Origin of the sequence: Sinomicrobium soli, from assembly GCF_003285545.1 — a bacterium.
Classification (GTDB): Bacteria; Bacteroidota; Bacteroidia; order Flavobacteriales; family Flavobacteriaceae; genus Sinomicrobium.
Window position 1 is genome coordinate 149,199 of sequence record NZ_QLNV01000008.1, and the last position, 21,836, is coordinate 171,034.

Consider the following 21,836-nt stretch of genomic DNA (forward strand, 5'->3'; position numbering starts at 1 on the left):
ATGCGGCCCCATGCAATATTACCGCAGTACCGTGCTGTTTACCACATCCTGAACTTCCAGCTGGCACTGTGCCGGGAGTTTGTTGTCTTTAGGCAGAACGGCAAGGAAGCGGTCGGTATTGCGGGTATAAACGTTTTTGAACAGGGGGCGCTCGTACCCGAGTTCTTCGGTAATATTCCCGATAAATTCATCGTGGTGTATCAGGTCGCGGCTTCCGAGGTGATAGATGCCGGTGAGATGCCGGTTGATCATATAGTGTATCTGCCGTGCAAATTTATCGGCACAGGTCACATTCATCACCAGGTCGGGAAATACTTCATAGGCCTCCTTGTGTTCCAGGAAATATTTCAGTTCGCCGAGTCTCGGCGAATTGGGCCCGAACACCATGGGCAGGCGGGCGATAACATATTGCCATACCGGCAGGCGGAGCAGCATGTTCTCGATCCTGATCTTGAATTTTCCGTAAATACTTTCCGAAAGGGTCTTGTCGTATTCGTAGGAAGGATAATTGCTGAACGCATCAAAAACATTGGCCGAAGAGAGAAATATCACCCGGATGTCCCGTTTGGAAATAACGGTGGTGATTTCCTTGTGCAGCGCTACCTGCGATTCGAAATCACCCTTGACCGCAGAGATGATACAGGCCGGTTTTATGTCATTGATCAGGGCCTCTACAGCATCGGTTTCATGGTTGAACGGGAAGAAATGCTGATTTCCGGCACCGGAACCATCAGTAAAATAGGTTCCATAGGTGTCGTAATAAGGACATAATTCCCTGTAGAGGGTACCTCCCAAAAATCCGCTGGCTCCCAAGATCAGTATTCGCTTCACAACAACCTTCGTTTTTTAAAATATAGACAATCCTGTTCTGGTGGTAAACATTTCCAGGGCGCGCATTCCCAACAAGGAATTTCCCCTTTCGTTGAGCCCCGGAGACCATGTGGCCATACAGTAGTTGCCGGGATGTACGGCTACAATACCTCCGCCAACCCCGCTCTTTCCGGGCAGCCCTACCTCGAAGGCAAATTCGCCGGCCTCGTCATAAAAACCGCAGGTCAGCATTATGGCATTGATACGTTTGGCCTGACTGGCAGAGATAAAACTTTTTCCCTTCATATTCTTTCCGCCATTGGCAAACAGATAGAAGGTACGGGCCAGCTGCCGGCAGCTCATATACAGTGAACATTGATGAAAATAGAAATCCAGGACGTCTTCCACTTCGTTTTCCATATTGCCGAACGACTTCAGCAGATTGGCGGCGGCGGCATTCCGGAAGCCGGTTTCCTTTTCAGACCGTACTACGGTTTCATCATAGCGGATGCTGTCGTCATCGGCGAGTTCCCTGACGTAATTAAGAAAATCCTCTTTCGGATCTGAAAAACCGGAGAGGAGTACATCGCATATTACCAGTGCCCCGGCATTGATAAACGGATTTCGGGGAATTCCCCTTTCCAGTTCCAGCAGCGCCAGGAAATTGAAGGGGTTACCGGAGGGTTCAACATCAACCCTTTTCCAGAGATCGGGCCCTGTAAAGTCCAGTGCCTTGGACAATGACAGGACCTTGGAAATACTCTGGATGGAAAACGGAATATCAAAGTCGCCGGAGCCGTACTCCTTCCCGTCCAGGGTAAGCAGGTGCAGACCGAAACGGGCAGGGTCCACCTTGTGCAGTTCCGGGATATAGGAAGCTACCTCACCTCTTTCGGGAACGTCTTTTAAAGTGTTGTAAATATGGTCCAGGATACCTTGATATTCCATGGTTGTCATTATTTTTTGTAAAAGGGCAGTTTCACCACCCTGGCGGGTACCGCCTTGTTGCGTATCCGTATATACACCGTATTTCCCGCTGCAGCCAGTCGGGCAGGGACATAGCCCATACCTATGCCTTTGCCCAGGGAAGGCGACATGGTACCACTGGTTACCCTGCCTGTTTTTTCTCCTTCCTCGTTCACGATATCATAATCGTGCCGGGGGATGCCTTTTTCAATGAGCTCGAATCCTACAAGCTTACGCTCTACACCGGATTCCTTCTGGGCCCTGAGTGCTTCCGAATTCACAAAATCCTTGGTGAATTTGGTAATCCACCCCAGTCCGGCTTCGAGGGGAGAGGTCGTATCATCTATGTCGTTGCCGTAAAGACAGTATCCCATTTCCAGGCGGAGGGTGTCCCTGGCTGCCAGTCCGATAGGTTTTATCCCGAAAGCCGCGCCTGCTTCAAATACCTTGTCCCAGACCTCTCTGGCATCCTCGTTCCTGCAGTAGATCTCAAATCCGCCGCTACCGGTATACCCGGTGGCAGATATAATGATATTGTCAATACCTGCGAATGTACCTGTTTCAAAGCTGTAAAAGGGAATTTCGCCAAGGCTGATATCGGTAAGCGATTGCATGGCCTCAATGGCTTTGGGCCCCTGAATGGCCAGCAGGGAGTATGTTTCGGAAAGGTCTTCCATTACCGCACCGAAAGTATTATGCCTGCTGATCCAGTTCCAGTCCTTTTCAATATTCGAAGCATTTACCACCAGGAGATATTCTTCGTCTCCCAGGCGATAGATGATCAGGTCGTCAACAATTCCGCCCTCATTATTGGGCATACAGCTATACTGGGCTTTTCCTATGGTAAGCCTGGAAGCATCGTTAGACGATATTCTCTGTATGAGGTCGAGAGCGCCCTTTCCCGATATATGGAATTCACCCATATGGCTTACATCAAATACTCCTACGGCCTTTCTTACGGTTTCGTGCTCTGCATTAACACCTTCGTACTGTACCGGCATGTTAAACCCGGCAAAGGGTACCATTTTGGCTCCGAGAGCAATATGGGTTTCGGTCAATGCTGTGTTTTTTATCATATTGTTAGCGTTAGTATGTGATACGATATATTTCCCGGAATACCGGCAGGGAACCAGATCCCGAAAAACGCTGCTAAAATATTCAAAAAATAAGGAGTGGCGAAAGAAAGCCCGGAGTTTATTCCCTGTACCCCTGACGCTTTAACAGGCAGTATTGAAGAACAGAGGACAATAGCAGCAGATCGTAAACCCGGAGAAACGGACGAAAGCCCCGGTACAGGTCAGAACTCGAAATTAAAACCTTTCTCCGTGAGCTGTTCATATATTTTCGGGTCGAACCTGTAGAGCTGGGCCGCACGGTGCGATACATCGGTCTCTTTTTCATTAAGGGGGACCAGGAGTTTCATTTTGAGGAATTTACGGCGAAAATTAGGCTTGTCCATTTCCACCTCCAGTATTTCTTCATAGAGGTGCATAAGCTGTAGCAGTGTAAATTTTTCCGGAAGCAAATTAAAGCCTACGGGTGCCTGCCTGACCCTTCTTTTAAGCCGTTTAAGGCTGACTTCGAGGATACGGGTATGGTCGTATATCAGTTCCGGGACCTGCTTTACCTTATACCATTTTACCGCCGAAGCGGTAAAGCCCGGTTTAAGCCGGTAATCTTGCTTTTTTATAAGGGCATAATACCCGATGGTAATGACCCTGCTGAGCGGAAACCGGGCAGGATCTCCGAATGCCCTGAGCTGCTCCAGGTAAATATTTTCCAGTCCCGTAAGATCCCTCAGCAGCCGGTATGCCGCTGCGTCTATGCTCTCGTCCTTTCTGATCCACCCCCCGGGAAGTCCCCATTTTCCCTTGCTTATACCCTCGGCATGTTGTACGAGAAGTACTTCCAGAACCCCTTCATTTAATCCGAATATCGTACAGTCGATCGTAACCGCTTCAACAGTATTGCTGTCCATTTCCCTGATGGTCACGGAGTCAATAGCCTTCTTGTTCATCTAAACATTTTTTATCAGATCCCTCAGGACCTATTGGTATACTTCTCTTCACATTGTTCCGGTAACAGGGGCGGCAACCGCGGTACAGCAGCGAATAAAGTCAAATATCCTGTTTTTTGGACAATTATAAAAAGAAGTTGCCTAAACTTTGCAGGGAACCTGTTTAAAACTTTCCTCAATAAGCTGTAAAATGAAGGGGTTTTTAGTTACAGGTTGCAGATTCGTCGGGATGACAGGATCAATGTCATTCAAACAAACTACGAACTAACAACTACGAACTAACAACTTCCCCTATAAGGAAGGGACTTCCGGAAAAAGTTAAGTATTTTTGAGCATCATAAACCCTGAATAATGAATGTAAATATAGACCCAAGCTGGAAAGAGCAATTGCAACCGGAGTTCGGCAAACCTTATTTTGAGGGCCTGGCGACATTTGTAAAAAAGGAATATCGGTCGTATACCTGTTATCCCCGTGGCGGACAGATCTTTGCTGCGTTTGGGCATTGCCGTTTCGACGATGTAAAGGTGGTTATCATAGGGCAGGACCCCTATCACGGCCCCGGCCAGGCCAACGGGCTCTGTTTTTCGGTAAACGACGGCATAGCACACCCGCCGTCCCTGGTCAATATTTTTAAGGAAATAGAGACCGATCTCGGAATTCCGTATCCTGTAAGCGGAAACCTGGAGCGGTGGGCAGACCAGGGAGTGCTGTTGCTCAACGCCACACTAACGGTAAGGGCACACCAGGCGGGGAGCCACCAGAATAAGGGATGGGAGACCTTTACCGATGCGGTAATCCAAAAGGTATCTGACGAAAAAGAACAGGTGGTTTTCATGCTGTGGGGCGGATATGCCCGAAGAAAAGGAAGCAGGATAGACCGTTCCAGGCACCTGGTTCTGGAAACGGGGCATCCTTCTCCTTTAAGTGCCAACAGGGGATTGTGGTTCGGGAATAAACATTTCAGCAAAGCCAATGCTTACCTGGAAGAACACGGCAAGAATCCTGTTCGTTGGTAATTTGATAATGTGATAATTAGCCAATGTGATAATGTGATAATTAGCTAATGTGATAATGTGATAATTGGGATTTACTCATTGGCACATTGACCAATTGGTACATTGGCTAATTGACACATTGGCTAATTAACTAATTTAACCAGTTTGTCATACGGTTTTTTTTCTTCGATCAGTCCGAGGTTCAGTAGCTCCTCCTGGACATTTTCCAGCATTTCCGGATCGGGAGCGGACTGGCTCCAGTTCGTGAGGGAAAGCCATTCGCGTATATCCCCGGGGTGCTGGCCGAAACGGTTGGCCAGGGTGCGGTCTATGCTTGGTATTTGTTTGAAATCGGCCGTATAGGTATTGATCACCTCGAGGATGTGCTTTATGATACCGGCATCCTTTTCCAGGATTTCATCTCTTGCGGCAATGACAAAACAGGGCCAGGGTGTGGGGCAATCGCCTACCCGCCGGAATACGCCCTGGTCTACGAGGGGTTTGGTCATAAAACGCTCCCACATAAAGTAGTCGGCTTTTCCGTCGGTGAGTGCCTGTACGGCTCCGTCTATGGTATGAACAATCTCAAAATCGAGGGTACCGGTATCCCAACCCATTTTCCGGGCATGTACGAATGCCATCAGGTGTGATCCCGAACCGTAACGGCTTATGGCCGCTTTTTTGCCCTGAAGGTTTTCTGCGGTGCTGAAAGGAGACCCCGCAGCTACATGGATTCCCCAGATCAGGGGAGTACCCACATAAGTCTGAACAATACGGGAAGGACTCCCCGAAGCAATGTCCCTCACGATACCTTCGGTGAGTATGATGGCTATGTCGGTCTCTCCGTCGCGGAGCATTTTACACATTTTTCCCGTCCCTTCGGGAGTATCTTTCCATTGCAGGTCGATACCTCTTTGCCGGAAGGCACCTTCGTCGATGGCAAAATGCCAGGGGAGATTAAAATGTTCCGGTACACCGGTAATTTTTACGGTTTTCATGGATCAGGCATTTTTATTCTGACGAGACACATCGGAAACCGGTGTGTTGCAGCCCGGTATCGGGTGAAGACTTCATTCTCGAAGTGACCCTGTATCCCTTACAATACGAAGCATTACACAAAAAGGACCCTCCCCGTATCACTTTTTTTGCCACGGTAGGTTCCATGGGGTCGTGACTGTCGTCGGGCCCCTGTGGGTTATCAACAGTGCCTGACAGGCTCTGGTAATAATCGTCCCGGTACCAGTCTGAGCACCATTCCCAGACATTCCCGGCCATGTCATACAATCCGTAACCATTCGGATCATAAGTGGCTACCGGGGCAGCGAGGTGAAAATCATCCCAATCCGTATTGTCATTCGGGAAAGTTCCCTGCCAGGTATTGGCCTTCGGGCTTCCGGCTTCTATATCCTCGTTCCCCCAGGGATATTTGTTGTCCTTTAACCCGCCGCGGGAGGCAAATTCCCATTCCGCCTCGGTAGGCAGTCTCTTTCCTGCCCACCGGGCATAGGCACGGGCGTCGTCCCAGGAAATATGTACTACGGGATAATTGTCTTTTCCTTCGATGGTACTGCCTTCCCCTTCAGGATGTTTCCAGCTGGCCCCCTTGACCCAGCTCCACCATTGCGAGGCATTGTTCAGCGGAACGGGATGAGCAGGAGGGGTAAAGACCAGGGAAGCCGCTACAAAAACACTGTCGTGCGGTTTGGGAGTGCCCGGGGGCAACTGCGGTTTAAGGTCTTCCCATTTCGGGGCCTTTTCGGCAGTGGTTACATAACCCGTAGCGTCTACAAAAGCGCGGAACTGGGCGTTGGTCACTTCGGTCTTATCCATCCAGAACCCGTCCACTTTTACCTGGTGCGCCGGGTATTCATCCTGCCTCCCTTCGTTGTCGGTAGCTCCCATGGCAAATGTACCGCCGGGTATCCATACCATCCCTTCGTGTGAGACTTCCCCGGAGGAGATGTTCAGGGTGGTATCCCGTTGTATGGCGAAACGGTCAGGAAGATTGCTTTCACAGGAAGTTACCGAATCGGGTACGGGAGCACCGGTATGACTTTCCCCGTTTTTTTCTTTGGTACCGGTCTGGCAGGACAACATCATACCTGCGAGGACACTGGCGGTAAAGTAGTGTATAAGCTTTTTGAAATACATCGAATCGGAATTTTGCCTAAAGGTAATAATAAAGCCTTAAAATCCTAATACCTCGGGAAGGGATCGGGCGTATATAAACAAAAACTCCCGAAAGTGTGAACTGACGGGAGCTTGTATTGTGAATTATATCTTAAAACTGGTATCGTATACCCAGCGCGATATCCAGGTCCAGGCCATCCCTGTACTTGTCTGTAAAACCGAGTTCGGGGCGGAAATCAAGCGACAGGATAAGGGGAATGTCAAAATCGTATTCCAGGCCTACATCTCCTGCGACGAAGAAAAATGCCCCGCTACTGTCTATTTCACTGTGATCGTAGCTTCCCAGTCCGCCACCGGCACCTGCATACCAGTTAAAATTGCCGTCCAGGTTCCATACCCATTGATAGAGACCGGTGAGCTTAAAGGCATCGATGTCATCGGAATTCCGCCATCCCAGGTCCAGTTCCAGGCGGTTGTTGGAGTGCAGATACCGCTGGTACGAGATCTCCGCACCAAAACCATCACTGTCTCCCAACCGGAGTCCGAGAGCATTAGGCGAAATTTCCTGGGCGAACGAAGTAGCCACAAAACCGAAAAGAAGTGTGGCAAATAGCATGAAATTTTTCATAAACATAGGTTTATTGTGTTAATAATTTCAGTGTAAAAATAAGATTTTTATCGGAGTTTTTTTGTCCATTCTCTGCTTTTATCTAAAACTGGTACCGTATTCCCAGTGCGATATCGAGGTCCAGGCCATCGCGATAGGCATCGTTAAAACCTATTTCGGGACGCATGTCCAGGGAGAGTATCAGGGGGATATCGAAATTGTATTCGAGGCCCAGGTCTCCCGCTGCGAAGAGAAAGGTTCCGCTTTTGTCGATCTTGTCGTTGTCGTAACTTCCCAGTCCGCCACCGACCCCTGCAAACCAGTTCAGGTTCCCGTCCAGCCGCCATACCCATTGGTGTAAGGCTGTAATTTTTACAGCATCCACATACCGGGAATCCCGCCATCCCAGGTCCAGTTCCAGCCTGGTATTCGAGCGCAGCAGGCGCTGATATGATATTTCGGCTCCGAAGCCGTCGCTATCACCTATTCTGAGCCCCAGGGCATTAGGGGATATACGCTGTGCATTTACGGAACAGATGCCACAGGACACAGAAATAATAAGGAGCAGAAATAATTTTTTCATGTATATATATTTTAATTTTGTGTATGCCTATACAACGGTATTTTCATACAAATCGTATCCTATTATGTTAAAATCACCCGATATGGAACTCAAGGGAGAATATAAGGATGATATGCTCCACAGGGCGATCTATGCCACGGATGCTTCGGTATACCGGAAATATCCTGCCGGTGTAGCCTATCCGGAGAACAGGGAAGACCTGAAAAAGCTGGTACATTATGCCCGGGAAAAGAAATTATCCCTTATCCCCCGTACTGCCGGTACATCGCTGGCAGGACAATGCGTAGGCGAGGGGATCGTGGTGGACGTATCCCGGCATTTTACACGCATTCTCAGTATAGACCGGGAGAAGGCAACGGTAGATGTGGAGCCGGGAGTAATACGGGATGAACTCAATACCTGGCTGAAACCCTACGGGTTATTTTTCGGGCCGAATACCTCTACCTCCAACCGCTGCATGATCGGGGGAATGGTCGGTAATAATTCCAGCGGAACCACTTCCATACAATACGGGGTTACCGGGGACAAGGTACTGGAAATGGATGTTATGCTCTCTGATGGTTCTGAGGTGACTTTCGGAGAACTGGATGAAAAAGAATTTAAAGAAAAAATTGAAATAAATAGCCTTGAAGGACATATATACAGGTGGTTATACGATACTGTTTATCCGGAACCTGTAAAAGAGCAGATCAGGAGTGGTTTTCCGAAACCGGAAATACACCGGAGAAACAACGGGTATGCACTGGACCGGCTTTTGCGGATGAAGCCTTTTGCCGCAAAGGGGGAGAAGTTTAATATGTGTAAGCTCATATGCGGCAGTGAAGGGACCCTTGCCCTGGTTACCCGTATCCGTTTACAGCTGGAACCGCTCCCTCCGGCACAAAGCGTTATGGTGGCCGCTCACTTCAATAGTATTACGGACTGTCTTCATGCGGTAGTTCCGGTAATGAAGCATCATCTTTATACCTGTGAGATGATGGATAAGGTTATCCTGGACTGTACCAGGAATAACAAGGGCCAATTGCCCAACCGCTTTTTTATCGAAGAGGACCCTCAAGCGATACTGATGCTTGAACTGCGGTCTGATGACGCGGAAGACCTCGGGCGGAGGCGGGAACTGCTGCTGGAAACGCTGGGTAAGGATACGGCGGCCTATGCCTATCCCGTATTATACGGAGCGGAGATCGGCATGGCTATGGAATTGCGAAAGGCCGGGCTGGGGCTGCTCGGGAATATTGTGGGCGACAGTAAGGCGGTAGCCTGTATAGAAGATACCGCAGTGGCCCTGGAAGACCTTGCCCCGTATATCGATGAGTTTTCACTATTGATGAAAAAATACGGACAGCAGGCCGTGTATTACGCCCATGCGGGAGCGGGAGAATTGCACCTCAGGCCGATACTCAACCTGAAATCGTCCGCAGATGTGGCCTTGTTCCGTAAGATCACTACCGATGTTGCCCGCCTGGTTAAAAAATATAAGGGGTCGCTGAGCGGAGAGCACGGTGACGGGATCGTTCGCTCGGAATTTATCCGGCTGATGCTGGGAGATGCGAATTACGAATTACTTACCGGGGTCAAAACTGCTTTTGACCCGGAGCATATATTCAATCCGGGAAAAATCGTTCATGCACCGCCGATGGACCAGTCCCTGCGATATGTGCCCGACCGGAAAGAACCGGTTGTAGCGACCTTTATGGATTTTTCGGCCACCCAGGGGATACTCAGGGCTGTGGAACAGTGCAACGGAAGCGGGGATTGCCGCAAGACGCACCGGTCTCCGGGAGCCATGTGCCCGAGTTATCACGCTACGAAAAACGAAAAGGACACTACCCGGGCAAGGGCGAATGCACTGAGGGAATTCCTGACCAGTTCCGATAAAGCCAACAGGTTTGACCACAGTGAACTGAAAGAGGTCCTGGATCTTTGCCTGAGCTGTAAGGCCTGTGGGAACGAGTGTCCCAGCAATGTGGATATGGCCACGCTTAAGGCGGAGTTCCTGTACCAGTACCACCGGGCCAATGGCAGCACATTAAGGGAAAAGGCCTTTGCCTATAACACGGGTATCAACAGGATGATGTCTGTTTTTCCCTGGCTGGCCAACGGCATGTACCGGAACAGGCATACCTCGGCCCTGATGAAAAAAATGATGGGGATAGCTCCGCAACGCAGTTTTCCCCCGCTGCGCCTTTTCCGTGGCGAGGTCCTGCGGAACCACAACAGGCCGAAAGGAAGAGTTGTCCTGTATATCGATGAATTTACGGGTTACCTGGACGGAAATGTAGGGGAAGATGCCCTGGAATTGCTACAGCGGTTGGGGTATGAAGTAGGCCTGTATCACGGCGATAGCGGGCGGAGTTTTCTTTCCAAGGGATTTTTAAAGCAGGCAGGCGTACTGGCAGATAAGAATATTGCAGCGCTGAAGGGCCGTATAGGCAGCGATTGCCCGTTGATCGGGCTGGAGCCGTCTGCGGTGTTGTCTTTCAGGGATGAATACCTGAAACTGGCTACCGACGGGGAAGGCGCAAAACACCTGGCTGAAAACAGCGTGTTGCTGGAAGAGTTCATAGCTGCGGAAGCAGAAAACGGCAGGGTCACGGCCGCAGATTTCACTACCGAAGCAAGAGAAATAAAAATTCACAATCACTGCCATCAGAAAGCCCTGTCGAACCAGAAAGTGACCTTCGACATCCTCAACCTGCCGGAAAATTACTCGGTGAGTATCATAAACAGCGGATGTTGCGGCATGGCCGGGTCCTTCGGTTATGAAGAGGAGCACTACGAGGTCAGCATGAAGGTGGGAGGCCTGCGCCTGTTTCCCGCGGTGAACAAGGCCGGAGAACATACCGTAATCGCCGCCAACGGAACCAGCTGCCGCCACCAGATCCTGGACGGAACAGGCAGGGGCGCGAGGCACCCGGTAAGTATCCTGAAGGAGGCATTGCGGGGATAATTTGATAATTAGCCAATTAGTCAATGTGATAATTAGCGAATTAGTCAATGTGCCAATTAGCAAATTCCAATTGACACATTATCACATTATCACATTGACACATTATCACATTGGCACATTATCACATTAACTATCGATCGAGAAGGAATTGTTTAAGGTCTTCGTAAGTAGCTATACGGTGTTTTACTTTTTCCTTATCCATGACAGCCTGTATCTGTTCCGGGATGGCTATGCCGGTGCCCAGGGTATCTTCCACGATATCGAGGAATTTTACCGGGTGGGCCGTTTCGAGAAAAATCCCCGTTTTCCCGGGTTTGTCTTTCAGGTATTCTTTCAGTCCCAGGTAGCCCACCGCACCGTGGGGGTCTGCAATATATCCTGAAGACTTATGGATGTTTTTCATGGCTTCCCGCGTTTCCCGGTCGGTATAGCTGTAGGATGAAAAATGAGACTTCAGTTTTTTGAGGTCGTTGTCAAAGAGTTGCTGTATGCGTATAAAGTTACTGGGGTTCCCCACATCCATGGCATTGGAGATGGTCTGTTTTGACGGTTTTGGCTCGTATACCCCGCTGTGCAGGTATTGAGGCACGGTATCATTGATGTTCGTGGCAGCCACGAAGTGATGTACCGGAAGCCCGAGCTTACCGGCCATGATGCCGGCACAGATATTCCCGAAGTTCCCGCTGGGAACGGCAAACACCACATCCTTGTCCTTGTTTTTCAGTTGTTTATAGGCGAAAAAGAAATAAAACATCTGCGGTAACCATCTCGCTACGTTGATGGAATTTGCCGAAGTGAGCTGTTTCGCGCTCAATCCTTCATCCAGAAAGGCGGTTTTTACCATGTCCTGGCAATCGTCGAAGGTGCCGTTTACCTCCAGGGCGGTAATATTCTGCCCGAGTGTGGTGAGCTGTCTTTCCTGTATGTCACTTACCTTGCCCGAAGGATAGAGAATGACTACTTCCACGCCTTCCACACCCAGAAATCCGCTGGCCACGGCACCACCGGTATCCCCGGAAGTGGCTACCAGGACGGTGACTTTACTGTCGTTTTTCCTGTTGCGGTTAAAGTATCCCAGGCAGCGCGCCATAAAACGCGCCCCCACATCCTTAAAGGCCATGGTCGGGCCGTGAAACAATTCAAGGGCATAGATATCGTCTTCTACCGGAACCAGCGGAAAATCGAAGGAAAGGGTTCCTTCCACAATCTCTCTCAGGTCGCTTTCGGGGATCTCTCCTCCCGTAAACTGGCGTATGGCATTAAAGGCTATTTCATGGTCACCGAGGTTTTCCAGTTCTTTTATAAAAGAAGCGGGAAGGGGAGTTACAGATTCCGGAAAATACAATCCCTTATCCGGGGCAAGCCCCCGTATTACGGCTTCGCTGAAGGATGCCTGTTCACTATTCCTGTTTAAACTGTAGTATTTCATTATGCTTTTATAAGTTGAGATGGTTCAATATAAATATCGCGCGTTGTTCCGGACTGGTCTCCGGGACCTTTACTGTTTTATAACCTGATCGGACATAGGTATCCTCGATAACCCCGTAGGTTTTTACGGCGAGGTCAAAATCCTGTTTTCTTTCGGTGTCGGTACCGTAAATCGCCTTCCACGGGGGGAACAGGAAAACCTCGGTATTATAACGATAATCGCCGAGTTGCCTGCTGAACTTGTCCGGTACGGGAATGTTTTCCAGTATGGAATAGGCCAATGTATCCGGCAGCCCCCGGTCAAAAAACACGGTTTGTTTTTCGCAACGGGCCAAAGCTTCGTCGAAAACAGCTGCCGAACGGTGCCACATCATGTCCCTGTACGCTGTCATATCGCCCCAGGGCAGGGCATTTCCCCCGGTATCCGCTTGTTCCCTGATGATCTTCCGGGCCACTTCAGGCATATACATAAATCCCCTCCGGTGAAGCTCCAGAAGCGTTGTGGTCTTACCTGCCCCCGGCCCCCCGGTGAGCACGAAAAAATGGTCAATATGTCTCTGGCCGCGAGTTGTCATGGTGTGCCGGACATGGTGGGGCGGACTCCTTCGTGACTGATTCCCGATACATGTACATCAAAAGCTACGCCGCTGTCGGCATAGACCTGTGTCATGGCCTCTGCCACTTTTTTTGCGGTATGCTCCCCTTTACTCAGGGCAAATATCGAAGGTCCCGATCCCGATATGCCACTGCCCAGGGCGCCAGCTTCTGCCGAAGCCTGTTTTACCTGGTCGAACCTCGGGATCAGCAGGCTGCGCAGGGGCTCTACAATACCGTCGTGCAACGACCGGCCTATGAGGTCGTAGTCTTCGGTATAGAGCCCGCTTACCAGTCCGCCCACATTACCCCACTGTGCTATGGCCTTTTTCAGGGGTACGGAATGTTTCAGTACCGACCGGGCATCAGCGGTTTTCACCTCGATCTGCGGGTGTATGATGGTAGCGTAAAGCTGACCGGGAGTATGGAGCCTTATCACATCAAGGGGATCGTAACTCCGTACCAGCGAAAAGCCGCCGAGCAGGGCAGGGGCCACATTATCGGCATGCAAGGCCCCGCTGGCCAGTTTTTCCCCTTCCATGGCGAAGGGGATAAGTTCATTCAAAGTAAAAGGCTCTCCCAGCAGCCTGTTGATGGCAAATACGGCCCCGGCAGCACTGGCGGCACTGCTGCCGATGCCGCTTCCGGGCTTAATCTTTTTATGGATCTCCATATCAAACCCCTGCTTGCTGCCCAATGCCTTAAGCAGGGCCATTGCAGAAACGCCGGCCACATTGTTGGCTGCTTCGAGCGGCAGGTCCTGGCCTTCTATACGGGATATGGTAACCTGGCCGCTACCGGTCTTCCTGACCACCATTTCATCACCTATGTGATCGAGACACAACCCGAGCACATCAAATCCGCAGGCTACATTGGCAATCGTGGCAGGACAGAATATTCGTAATTCTTTCATGGTGATCTCTGGTTTAAAAGTTACCGGCCCGTATGATATCGGCAAATATTCCCGAGGCAGTGACATCGGCCCCGGCCCCGGCCCCTTTTACCAGTAAAGGCTGGTCACTGTATCGCTCGGTAAAGAACAGTACGATATTGTCTTTTCCCTCAAGGTTGTAAAAAGGATGGTCTTTGGGAATATGCTGCAGCCCTACACTGGCCTTTCCGTCTTCGAACCCGGCCACATACTTCAACCGGCATCCTTTGGAAGCCGCCTCCTGGTATATATGCTCAAAATGTGTGCGGTGTTTTACCAGAGAGGCATAAAAATCATCTACCGTACCGGTATCCAGGCTTTCCTCCGGGAGGAACGGTTCATTAGCAATATCTTCAATATCCAGGGCATATCCGCTTTCCCTGGCAAGGATGAGTATTTTCCGCATCACGTCGATACCGCTAAGGTCTATTTTAGGGTCCGGTTCGGTGTATCCTTCGGCCTGGGCTTGTCTTACTACCTCGTCAAAGGGCGTCTTGTCGTCAAAGTTGTTAAATACGAAATTGAGACTTCCGGACAGAACAGCCTGTATTTTATTCACCTTGTCTCCCGAAGCAACGAGGTTTTTCAGGGTGTCTATAATGGGCAGTCCCGCGCCTACGTTGGTTTCGAACAGGAAAGGGGCGTTGTATTTTCTCGAGAGTTCCTTGAGCAGGGAGTAATTTTCATAACCGGAAGAACTCGCTATCTTGTTACAGGTTACCACGGCTATACTGTTTTCGAGATATCCGGCATAGGTGGCAGCGACCACATCACTCGCCGTATTGTCTACAAAAATACTGTTGCGCAGGTTCAGCGACCTGACCTTTTCGAAAAAGGTATCGATATGGGCCGTTTCACCCTGCTCCAGCAATTCTTTCCAGTTTTTAAGGGAAATGCCGTTTTCATCGAAATACATCCTTCTGGAATTGGATAGCGCCACCACCCGTACGTTCAGTTTGAGTTTTTCCCTGAGGTACTTCTTCTGGCGTTCGATCTGCTGCAGGAACTTCTCTCCCACATTACCTACTCCCATCACAAAGATGTTCAGCTGTTTTACATGGTCTTCAAAAAAGCGCTCATGAAGCGTGTTCAGGGCCTTTTTCACATCAGCCTTGTTAATGACAGCAGAAATATTGCGTTCGGAAGCTCCCTGGGCTATGGCCCTTATATTGACATTGTTCTGGCCGAGAGCACTGAACATTTTTCCGCTGAGGCCCTGGTGGCTTTTCATATTGTCACCGACGAGGGCTATGATGGCCAGGTCACTTTCCACGCTAACCGGGTTCAGTTTCCTGGATGCGATCTCGTATTCGAAAGCTTCGTTGACCGCTTTTTCCGCTTTTTCCATATCACTTTGTGCAATCCCCACACAAATAGAGTGCTCCGAGGAGGCTTGTGTGATCAGGGCAACATTGATATCGCCATCGGACAATACCCCGAAGAAGCGTTTGGAAATTCCGGATATGCCTACCATCCCGCTGCCTTCCAGCGAGAGCAGGGCTATGTGGTCTACATGACTTATTCCCCTTACGGGACGCGTAGCGCCATTGGTGTTTTTCCGTATGGAGGTACCCTGTTGATCCGGTTTGAATGTGTTCCTGATATGTACGGGTATTCCTTTGAGCAATACCGGTTGTATGGTGGGCGGGTAGAGCACCTTTGCCCCGAAGTGGGAGAGCTCCATGGCTTCTTCATAAGAGATGTCGGGAATGGTAAAGGCCTGTTTTACCAGCTTCGGGTTTGCCGTATACATTCCGCTCACATCGGTCCAGATCTCAAGTACAGAAGCGTTTACCGCCCCGGCTATAATTGCCGCGGTATAATCAGACCCCCCTCTTCCCAGGGTAGTGGAGTTGCCGGCGGCCGAAGCAGCCACAAATCCCGGAACCACGACCACATCATAGGTAACCGTACCAAAATAGGTTTCACAAAGGGTATTGGTGGTGGTAAAATCGACCGTGGCACACCCGTAGCGCTCGTCGGTTATGACCAGGGAACGGCTGTCCTTGTGAATGGTGTCCAGCCCTTCCGCACCGAAATACTGGCTTATGATATATGATGATAACAGTTCCCCGTACGAGAGGATGCTGTCCAGCAGTTTCGGAGTGGTTTCCCCGATAAGGAATGCCCCTTCGAGCAGTGTTTCGAGGGTGTTGAGTTCCCTTTTGACATGGCTCAGGGTCTTGCTTTGGGATGCGATGGGAAGGAGTTGCTGTACGGTGTTCAGGTGACGTTCTTCGAGCTGTGTGAAAAGCCGGGTGTACTCCTCGTCGCGCCGGGAAGCTTTTTCGGCAGCCTGTAACAACAGGTCGGTAACACCGCCAAAAGCAGAAACCACAACAACCTGTTTGTTTTCTCCTGCCTTGCCGGCTACGATATCCTTTACTGATTTTATGCGTTCGGCATCTGCCACGGAGGAACCTCCGAATTTTAAGACTTTCATTTGTGAATAAAGCTTGAGTTGATATAATGATTTTGGGTTTGAATGATATTCAAACGGAAAATAAGCGGATTATATGAATAGAATTATACCCCCAATGGGGTAATACCGGTAATAATAATAATGCCGAAACAAGAAGTATGTCCTGGTACGGAAAGACGTCCGGAAGAAATTGAAGACATTATGTTGATAGTTTCAGACACAATATTGAATTATTGACGTTTCAAAAGTAGTACTTTTGTCTATATAAGCAAACATTTTTTTAACTTTTGAGGATTCGTTAACAATACTCACAAATCACCATATAATGAACATTTTTTCGGCAGAACAGCTCCGGGAGGCTGACAGATTGACAATTTTAAAACAGGATATCGATAGCCTGGCATTGATGGAGCGGGCCGGGGAGGGTGTTTTTGCATGGCTGGATGCCAGGTTAAAGGGAGATCCCGTTACCATTCACGTGTTTTGCGGTATCGGGAATAACGGGGGTGATGGCCTGGTCATCGCCAGGCACCTTATGGAAAGTGGTTATCGCGTACGCACCTATGTCGTCGATTTCAGTGACAAGCGTTCTCCCGAATTCCTGGAAAACCTGGACCGGATAAAAAGCCTGAAGCACTGGCCGGAACATTTTAACGGAGAAAAGGGTGAGGAATGCCCTGAAATCGGGAATTCGGATATTGTGGTCGATGCGATTTTCGGCATAGGGCTCAACCGGAGGCCGGAGGCATGGGTGGAGGCCATAATGGCCCATATCAATGCTTCGGGTGCCTTTGTGTTGAGTATCGATATTCCGTCGGGCCTGTATATGGAACAGTGCCCGGAAAAAGAAGCCGTTGTGGTGAAAGCACGCCACACCCTTACCTTTCAGCTTCCCAAGCTGGTCTTTTTTCTTCCCGGTACGGGAAAATATACGGATTCGTGGGAGGCACTGGACATTGGCCTTGATGCCGAATACCTCCGGAATACGGTTCCCCGGGCCCTGCTGGTCGGAAAACAGGAAGCCTTGCCCATGTACAGGCCCCGTGACAAATATGCGCATAAGGGAGTGCTGGGGCATGCGCTTATCATCGCGGGAAGTTACGGAAAAACGGGAGCTGCGGCACTTTCGGCCAGGGCCTGCCTGCATTCGGGTGCAGGGCTGGTCACTGCCTATATCCCCCGGTGCGGGTATACGGCACTTCAGGCATCGGTGCCCGAGGTAATGACCCTGACCGATGTGAATGAAGACCATATTACTGCGATAGCATATGATATCTCTCCCGCCGTTATAGGGGTTGGCCCCGGACTGGGAACGCACCGGGCCACTGCGGATGCCCTGGGAGCCTTTTTACGCCAAAACAATACCCCGCTGGTACTTGACGCCGATGCGCTGAACATTATTGCGGCACACAGGGAATATCTCCGGTTCCTTCCGGAAGATACCGTATTGACCCCGCATCCCGGAGAACTGCAACGCCTTATCGGGACATGGAAGGATGATTTCGACAAGCTGGACAAGGCAGGGGAGTTTGCCCGGAAATACAAACTGGTGCTGGTGATCAAGGGCGCCCATACCGTTATTCTGAACAAGGATCGCATTTTTGTAAACAGTACGGGCAATCCGGGTATGGCCACCGCGGGGAGCGGGGATGTGCTGACCGGAATGATCACAGGGCTTATCAGCCAGGGATATGCGCCGCTTCAGGCCGCGGTTTTCGGGGTGTACCTGCACGGAAGGGCAGGAGACATAGGGGCCTCTCAAACGGGATACGAAGCGCTTACGGCCACAGCTGTAATCGAGTATACCGGGGCCGCTTTTACCGATCTCTTTACCAGGCCGGAAGCTCCTCCGGCAGCATCCGCAGACGGAGAAGTCTCCGGCTGATCCCGTTACGGAAAAGAATTAGCATTAAAAACTTGGATATTATAGCCTGAATATGGAATTTTGACCGGTTTTCAACTGCGATACACATGAGGGATACACACTATATAAGTACGGATGTACTCAGCCTGGAACAGGTACTCGATATTATACACAGGAATAAAAAGATCGCGCTTTCGGAAGAAGCCAAACTCAATATAAAGAAATGCCGGGAATATCTCGACGGGAAGCTGAAGAGCCGGAAAGAACCGGTTTACGGGATCAATACCGGTTTCGGTTCGCTGTACAATATCAAGATATCCGGTGAGCATCTCAACCGGTTACAGGAAAACCTGGTGGTATCTCATGCCTGTGGTACCGGCGAAAAAGTACCTGCCGATATCGTAAAGCTGATGTTGCTCCTCAAGGTGCAATCACTGTCTTACGGGCATAGCGGGGCCCGGTTGTCTACTGCACTGAGACTGATTGATTTTTACAACCACGACATTATTCCGGTGGTGTATACACAGGGATCCCTGGGAGCATCCGGAGACCTGGCGCCGCTGGCCCATCTTTCATTGCCGCTTATAGGAAAAGGGGAGGTGTATTACAAGGGTGAGGTCATGCCGTCGGAGGCGGTATTGGAAATCATGGGCTGGGAGCCTGTGAAATTACTGTCGAAAGAGGGACTTGCGCTGCTCAACGGGACACAGTTTATGAGTGCCTACGGGGTATTTATGATCTTGAAAGCCTATAAACTGTCTTACCTGGCCGATCTTATAGGAAGCCTGTCACTGGAAGCCTATGACGGCAGGATAGAACCCTTCGACGAATCGATCCATCTTATCAGGCCGCACAGGGGGCAGGTAAAAACGGCAGAACGCATCCGTTTTTTTCTCGACGGGAGTACACTTATCAACCGCGAAAAGAAGCACGTGCAGGACCCGTATTCCTTCCGGTGTATGCCCCAGGTGCACGGAGCTACCAAAGACACGCTGCATTTCATAAGAAAAACCTTTAAGACGGAGATCAATTCCGTTACCGATAACCCCAATATTTTTATCGAAGAGGACAAGATCATCTCCGGAGGTAACTTTCACGGTCAGGCCCTGGCCCTGGCCCTGGATTATCTCGGTATAGCCATGGCCGAGATCGGCAATATTTCGGAAAGGAGAACCTATCAGCTCATTTCCGGGCTGCGAGGGCTTCCCTCATTCCTGGTCAATGATCCCGGGCTCAATTCGGGACTCATGATACCCCAGTATACGGCGGCGAGTATCGTGAGCCAGAACAAGCAGCTCGCAGTGCCGGCGAGTACAGATAGCATAGTGTCGTCGAACGGGCAGGAAGATCACGTGAGTATGGGGGCCAATGCCGCGACGAAATGCCTGAGGCTGCTGGACAATACGGAACGCATACTGGCCATAGAACTGCTCAATGCTTCACAAGCCCTGGTGTTCCGCGAACCGGACCGGACTTCTCCGTTCCTGGAAGGTGTTCTGGAGAGGTTCAGAAGCAGTGTGCCCTTTATCGGGCAGGACCGCATCCTTCACGAGGATATTGCGGCAGCCATCCGTTTTCTGAAGGACTATGAAATCACCGCGGAGATGCTTTCGGATTAATACCACTCAGTCCGTGAGGGATTGCCTGACTTTATCAGACACCCAAAGTTCCGCCTCTTCCAGATTGTAAAAGTATTCAAAGGGTTTCTTGCAGAATATCTGTTCTACCCTGGAACTCAGCCGTTGTGCCGAGGTGCATACTACTGCTGCAATGGCTATACAGTTGCTTATAAGATTTGTTTCGGAATACATACAGGGATCTATGGAATAGGAATAGATCCTGTGGGAAATATACCCGAAAGGCCGCTCCCCGAAATGTTCTCTGCACAGCGATACGAGCATGCCGAAATTCTCCGTGTCAAGATGGATCCCTTCAAACATTTCACAGATGACGTAGTGCTCGTGAAATTCAAGAATGCCGCAGTCGAATTTTACTTTTTTTACGGGACCCATGTGTTCTGTCGTACTGGTTTATATTTCCTGCGTTTTAAATGATTATTTTCCGGAAGGGAATTTGAGGTGCTTTTCGATGGCCCTGATCATAAGCGTTGCCACGTCTTTCTCCGTAGCCGTCTCGATCCCCTCCAGACCGGGAGAAGAATTGACCTCCAACAGTAAAGGCCCTTTGGAAGAACGTATGATATCTACCCCTGCCACCTGCAGTCTCATGGCCTTGGCCGCTTTTATGGCCATTTTCTTTTCTGCCGGGGTCACCTTGACCAGGGAAGCCGTTCCCCCGAGATGCATATTGGCGCGGAATTCCCCGGGAGGAGCTTCGCGCTGCATCGCGGCGACGACCTTGCCGTCTATTACAAAACAGCGGATATCCTTGCCATTGGCCTCCTTGATAAACTCCTGTACCAGGATATAGGCATTCAGGCTTTTAAAGGCATTGATCACACTTTCGGCAGCCTTTTTGGTCTCTGCGAGGACGACCCCTTTTCCCTGGGTGCCTTCGAGAAGCTTGATAATGAGCGGGGAACCACCTACCATTTTAATGAGGTCGCTGGTATCCAGGGGCGAGTTTGCGAACCCGGTAGTGGGGATGTCTATGCCGTTGTTCAGCAGTAACTGCAGCGAATACAGCTTATTTCTCGACTGGCTGATGGCAGCGGCACTGTTCAGGCAGAATATGTTGAGAGCCTCGAACTGCCGGGTGAGCGTACAGCCGTAAAAAGTCATCGAAGGTTTGATCCTGGGGATCACGGCGTCCAGGTCGTTCAGTATTTTTCCGCCCCGGTAATGGATTTCCGGTGTCTGGGCATCCAGTTTCATATAGCACTGGCGGATGTTGAAGAACTGGATATCATGCCCGAGCAATTCTCCGGCCTCTATGATACGCCTGTTGCTGTACAGGTCGGGATTGCTCGCAAGCAGCCCTATTTTCAGTCCGTTCCGGTTTTCATGTTTCAGCTGGTACCTGCTGTTTACGTCCTCGTCGGAGAGGTCCCCCAGGAGAAAACTGCTTTCCGGGTCTACGAGCATCCTGCCTATCATGGCCTCCCGGCCCAGTAGCATGCGGTATCCCATACTGTCTCTGTTGGTCAGGGTCAGCTCTATGTCCCAGGAAGAACCGTTGATGTACAAGGCCGTTTTTATCACATAACGGCTTTCACGGGTTCCTGTCGAACTTTTTATAACCCTGCGGTCTATTACCCTGGCTTCACAACTGATGTACTTCTTGCCATTGTGCTGAATGGGGAATACATCAAAATTCACCCAGGTTTCGTTATTGCGCTGGAAAGGGTTTATGTTCATCGCGTGAAGCGCAGAGGTTTTTGCCCCGCTGTCTACACGAACCTTGATCGTGGGAATATCGAGCTGCGGAAGCCCTACCCATTCTTCGCTGCCTATAATAATTTTATGGTCTGCCATTGATTTGTTTTATGCTCTTAAAAGATACGTATCTGTGGGGAACAAATTAACTACAATCTGTTAAAATTATAAAAGAAAAAAAGTAAATATAATGTTAGGTTTCG

18 protein-coding genes are annotated in these 21,836 nt (G+C 50.0%); 4 read left to right on the forward strand and 14 right to left on the reverse strand.

The genetic code is table 11. The features are described 5' to 3' along the window. Positions 1 to 18: 18 nt before the first annotated feature. From DN748_RS12220 to DN748_RS12235, 4 genes are all read right to left on the reverse strand, one after another. A complete protein-coding gene (locus tag DN748_RS12220) occupies positions 19 to 831 on the reverse strand; it encodes a sugar nucleotide-binding protein (RefSeq protein WP_112372111.1) in 813 nt (270 codons plus the stop codon). 15 nt (positions 832 to 846) lie between these two features. Further along, positions 847 to 1,758: a glutaminase gene (locus DN748_RS12225; RefSeq protein ID WP_112372200.1), complete on the reverse strand. Its 912-nt coding sequence runs from the start codon at positions 1,756 to 1,758 to the stop codon at positions 847 to 849. An 8-nt stretch (positions 1,759 to 1,766) separates the two neighbouring features. Then, the gene (gene gcvT / locus DN748_RS12230; RefSeq protein WP_112372201.1) at positions 1,767 to 2,849 is read right to left on the reverse strand and encodes a glycine cleavage system aminomethyltransferase GcvT; all 1,083 of its coding nucleotides are present in this window, start codon (positions 2,847 to 2,849) and stop codon (positions 1,767 to 1,769) included. A gap of 224 nt (positions 2,850 to 3,073) precedes the next feature. Further along, positions 3,074 to 3,793 carry an NUDIX hydrolase gene (locus DN748_RS12235; protein WP_112372112.1) on the reverse strand — a complete coding sequence of 240 codons (720 nt, stop codon included), beginning with the start codon at positions 3,791 to 3,793 and terminating at the stop codon, positions 3,074 to 3,076. Between the two features lie 351 nt (positions 3,794 to 4,144). Between DN748_RS12235 and ung the strand changes: the two genes are divergently transcribed. Continuing rightward, entirely contained in the window at positions 4,145 to 4,810 is a 666-nt protein-coding gene (gene ung, locus DN748_RS12240) for a uracil-DNA glycosylase (RefSeq protein WP_112372113.1), read from the forward strand. A 122-nt stretch (positions 4,811 to 4,932) separates the two neighbouring features. Here ung and DN748_RS12245 read toward each other — a convergent pair whose 3' ends face one another. The 4 genes from DN748_RS12245 to DN748_RS12260 all read right to left on the reverse strand — a co-directional run bounded on the left by DN748_RS12245 (position 4,933) and on the right by DN748_RS12260 (position 8,109). Continuing rightward, positions 4,933 to 5,787, reverse strand: coding sequence for a substrate-binding domain-containing protein (locus DN748_RS12245; protein ID WP_112372114.1), 855 nt, complete (start codon positions 5,785 to 5,787; stop codon positions 4,933 to 4,935). A 13-nt stretch (positions 5,788 to 5,800) separates the two neighbouring features. Continuing rightward, positions 5,801 to 6,940, reverse strand: coding sequence for a formylglycine-generating enzyme family protein (locus DN748_RS12250; protein ID WP_236636850.1), 1,140 nt, complete (start codon positions 6,938 to 6,940; stop codon positions 5,801 to 5,803). A gap of 130 nt (positions 6,941 to 7,070) precedes the next feature. Next, on the reverse strand, positions 7,071 to 7,547 hold the full coding sequence (locus DN748_RS12255) for a hypothetical protein (protein ID WP_112372203.1): 477 nt from the start codon (positions 7,545 to 7,547) through the stop codon (positions 7,071 to 7,073). An 82-nt stretch (positions 7,548 to 7,629) separates the two neighbouring features. Beyond that, the gene (locus DN748_RS12260; protein ID WP_112372115.1) at positions 7,630 to 8,109 is read right to left on the reverse strand and encodes a hypothetical protein; all 480 of its coding nucleotides are present in this window, start codon (positions 8,107 to 8,109) and stop codon (positions 7,630 to 7,632) included. A 64-nt stretch (positions 8,110 to 8,173) separates the two neighbouring features. On the opposite strand from DN748_RS12260, the gene DN748_RS12265 reads away from it, so the two are divergent. Beyond that, on the forward strand, positions 8,174 to 11,059 hold the full coding sequence (locus DN748_RS12265) for an FAD-binding and (Fe-S)-binding domain-containing protein (RefSeq protein ID WP_112372204.1): 2,886 nt from the start codon (positions 8,174 to 8,176) through the stop codon (positions 11,057 to 11,059). Between the two features lie 130 nt (positions 11,060 to 11,189). Here the strand turns inward: DN748_RS12265 and thrC are convergent, their stop codons facing one another. From thrC to thrA, 4 genes are read right to left on the reverse strand one after another with little or no spacing between them, the layout of a single operon-like run. Further along, positions 11,190 to 12,488, reverse strand: coding sequence for a threonine synthase (thrC, locus tag DN748_RS12270; protein ID WP_112372116.1), 1,299 nt, complete (start codon positions 12,486 to 12,488; stop codon positions 11,190 to 11,192). A 7-nt stretch (positions 12,489 to 12,495) separates the two neighbouring features. Then, positions 12,496 to 13,062 (reverse strand): AAA family ATPase, encoded by a 567-nt coding sequence (locus DN748_RS12275; RefSeq protein ID WP_112372117.1) that lies wholly within the window; start codon positions 13,060 to 13,062, stop codon positions 12,496 to 12,498. Continuing rightward, positions 13,059 to 13,994: a homoserine kinase gene (locus DN748_RS12280; RefSeq protein ID WP_112372118.1), complete on the reverse strand. Its 936-nt coding sequence runs from the start codon at positions 13,992 to 13,994 to the stop codon at positions 13,059 to 13,061. The genes DN748_RS12275 and DN748_RS12280 overlap by 4 nt, the downstream gene beginning before the upstream one ends. 13 nt (positions 13,995 to 14,007) lie before the next feature. Beyond that, positions 14,008 to 16,455, reverse strand: a complete 2,448-nt coding sequence (gene thrA / locus DN748_RS12285) for a bifunctional aspartate kinase/homoserine dehydrogenase I (RefSeq protein WP_112372119.1) — start codon at positions 16,453 to 16,455, stop codon at positions 14,008 to 14,010. A gap of 304 nt (positions 16,456 to 16,759) precedes the next feature. Here thrA and DN748_RS12290 point away from each other — a divergent pair, with 304 nt between their 5' ends. Next, complete coding sequence (locus DN748_RS12290; protein ID WP_112372120.1) at positions 16,760 to 18,319, forward strand: NAD(P)H-hydrate dehydratase; 1,560 nt, start codon at positions 16,760 to 16,762, stop codon at positions 18,317 to 18,319. Positions 18,320 to 18,405: 86 nt separating this feature from the next. Beyond that, a complete protein-coding gene (gene hutH, locus DN748_RS12295) occupies positions 18,406 to 19,917 on the forward strand; it encodes a histidine ammonia-lyase (protein WP_112372121.1) in 1,512 nt (503 codons plus the stop codon). A 6-nt stretch (positions 19,918 to 19,923) separates the two neighbouring features. Here hutH and DN748_RS12300 read toward each other — a convergent pair whose 3' ends face one another. Both DN748_RS12300 and rimK read right to left on the reverse strand, forming a co-directional pair. After that, positions 19,924 to 20,310 carry a hypothetical protein gene (locus DN748_RS12300; protein WP_112372122.1) on the reverse strand — a complete coding sequence of 129 codons (387 nt, stop codon included), beginning with the start codon at positions 20,308 to 20,310 and terminating at the stop codon, positions 19,924 to 19,926. 42 nt (positions 20,311 to 20,352) lie between these two features. Further along, positions 20,353 to 21,732 (reverse strand): 30S ribosomal protein S6--L-glutamate ligase, encoded by a 1,380-nt coding sequence (gene rimK, locus DN748_RS12305; RefSeq protein ID WP_112372123.1) that lies wholly within the window; start codon positions 21,730 to 21,732, stop codon positions 20,353 to 20,355. Positions 21,733 to 21,836 lie beyond the last annotated feature (104 nt).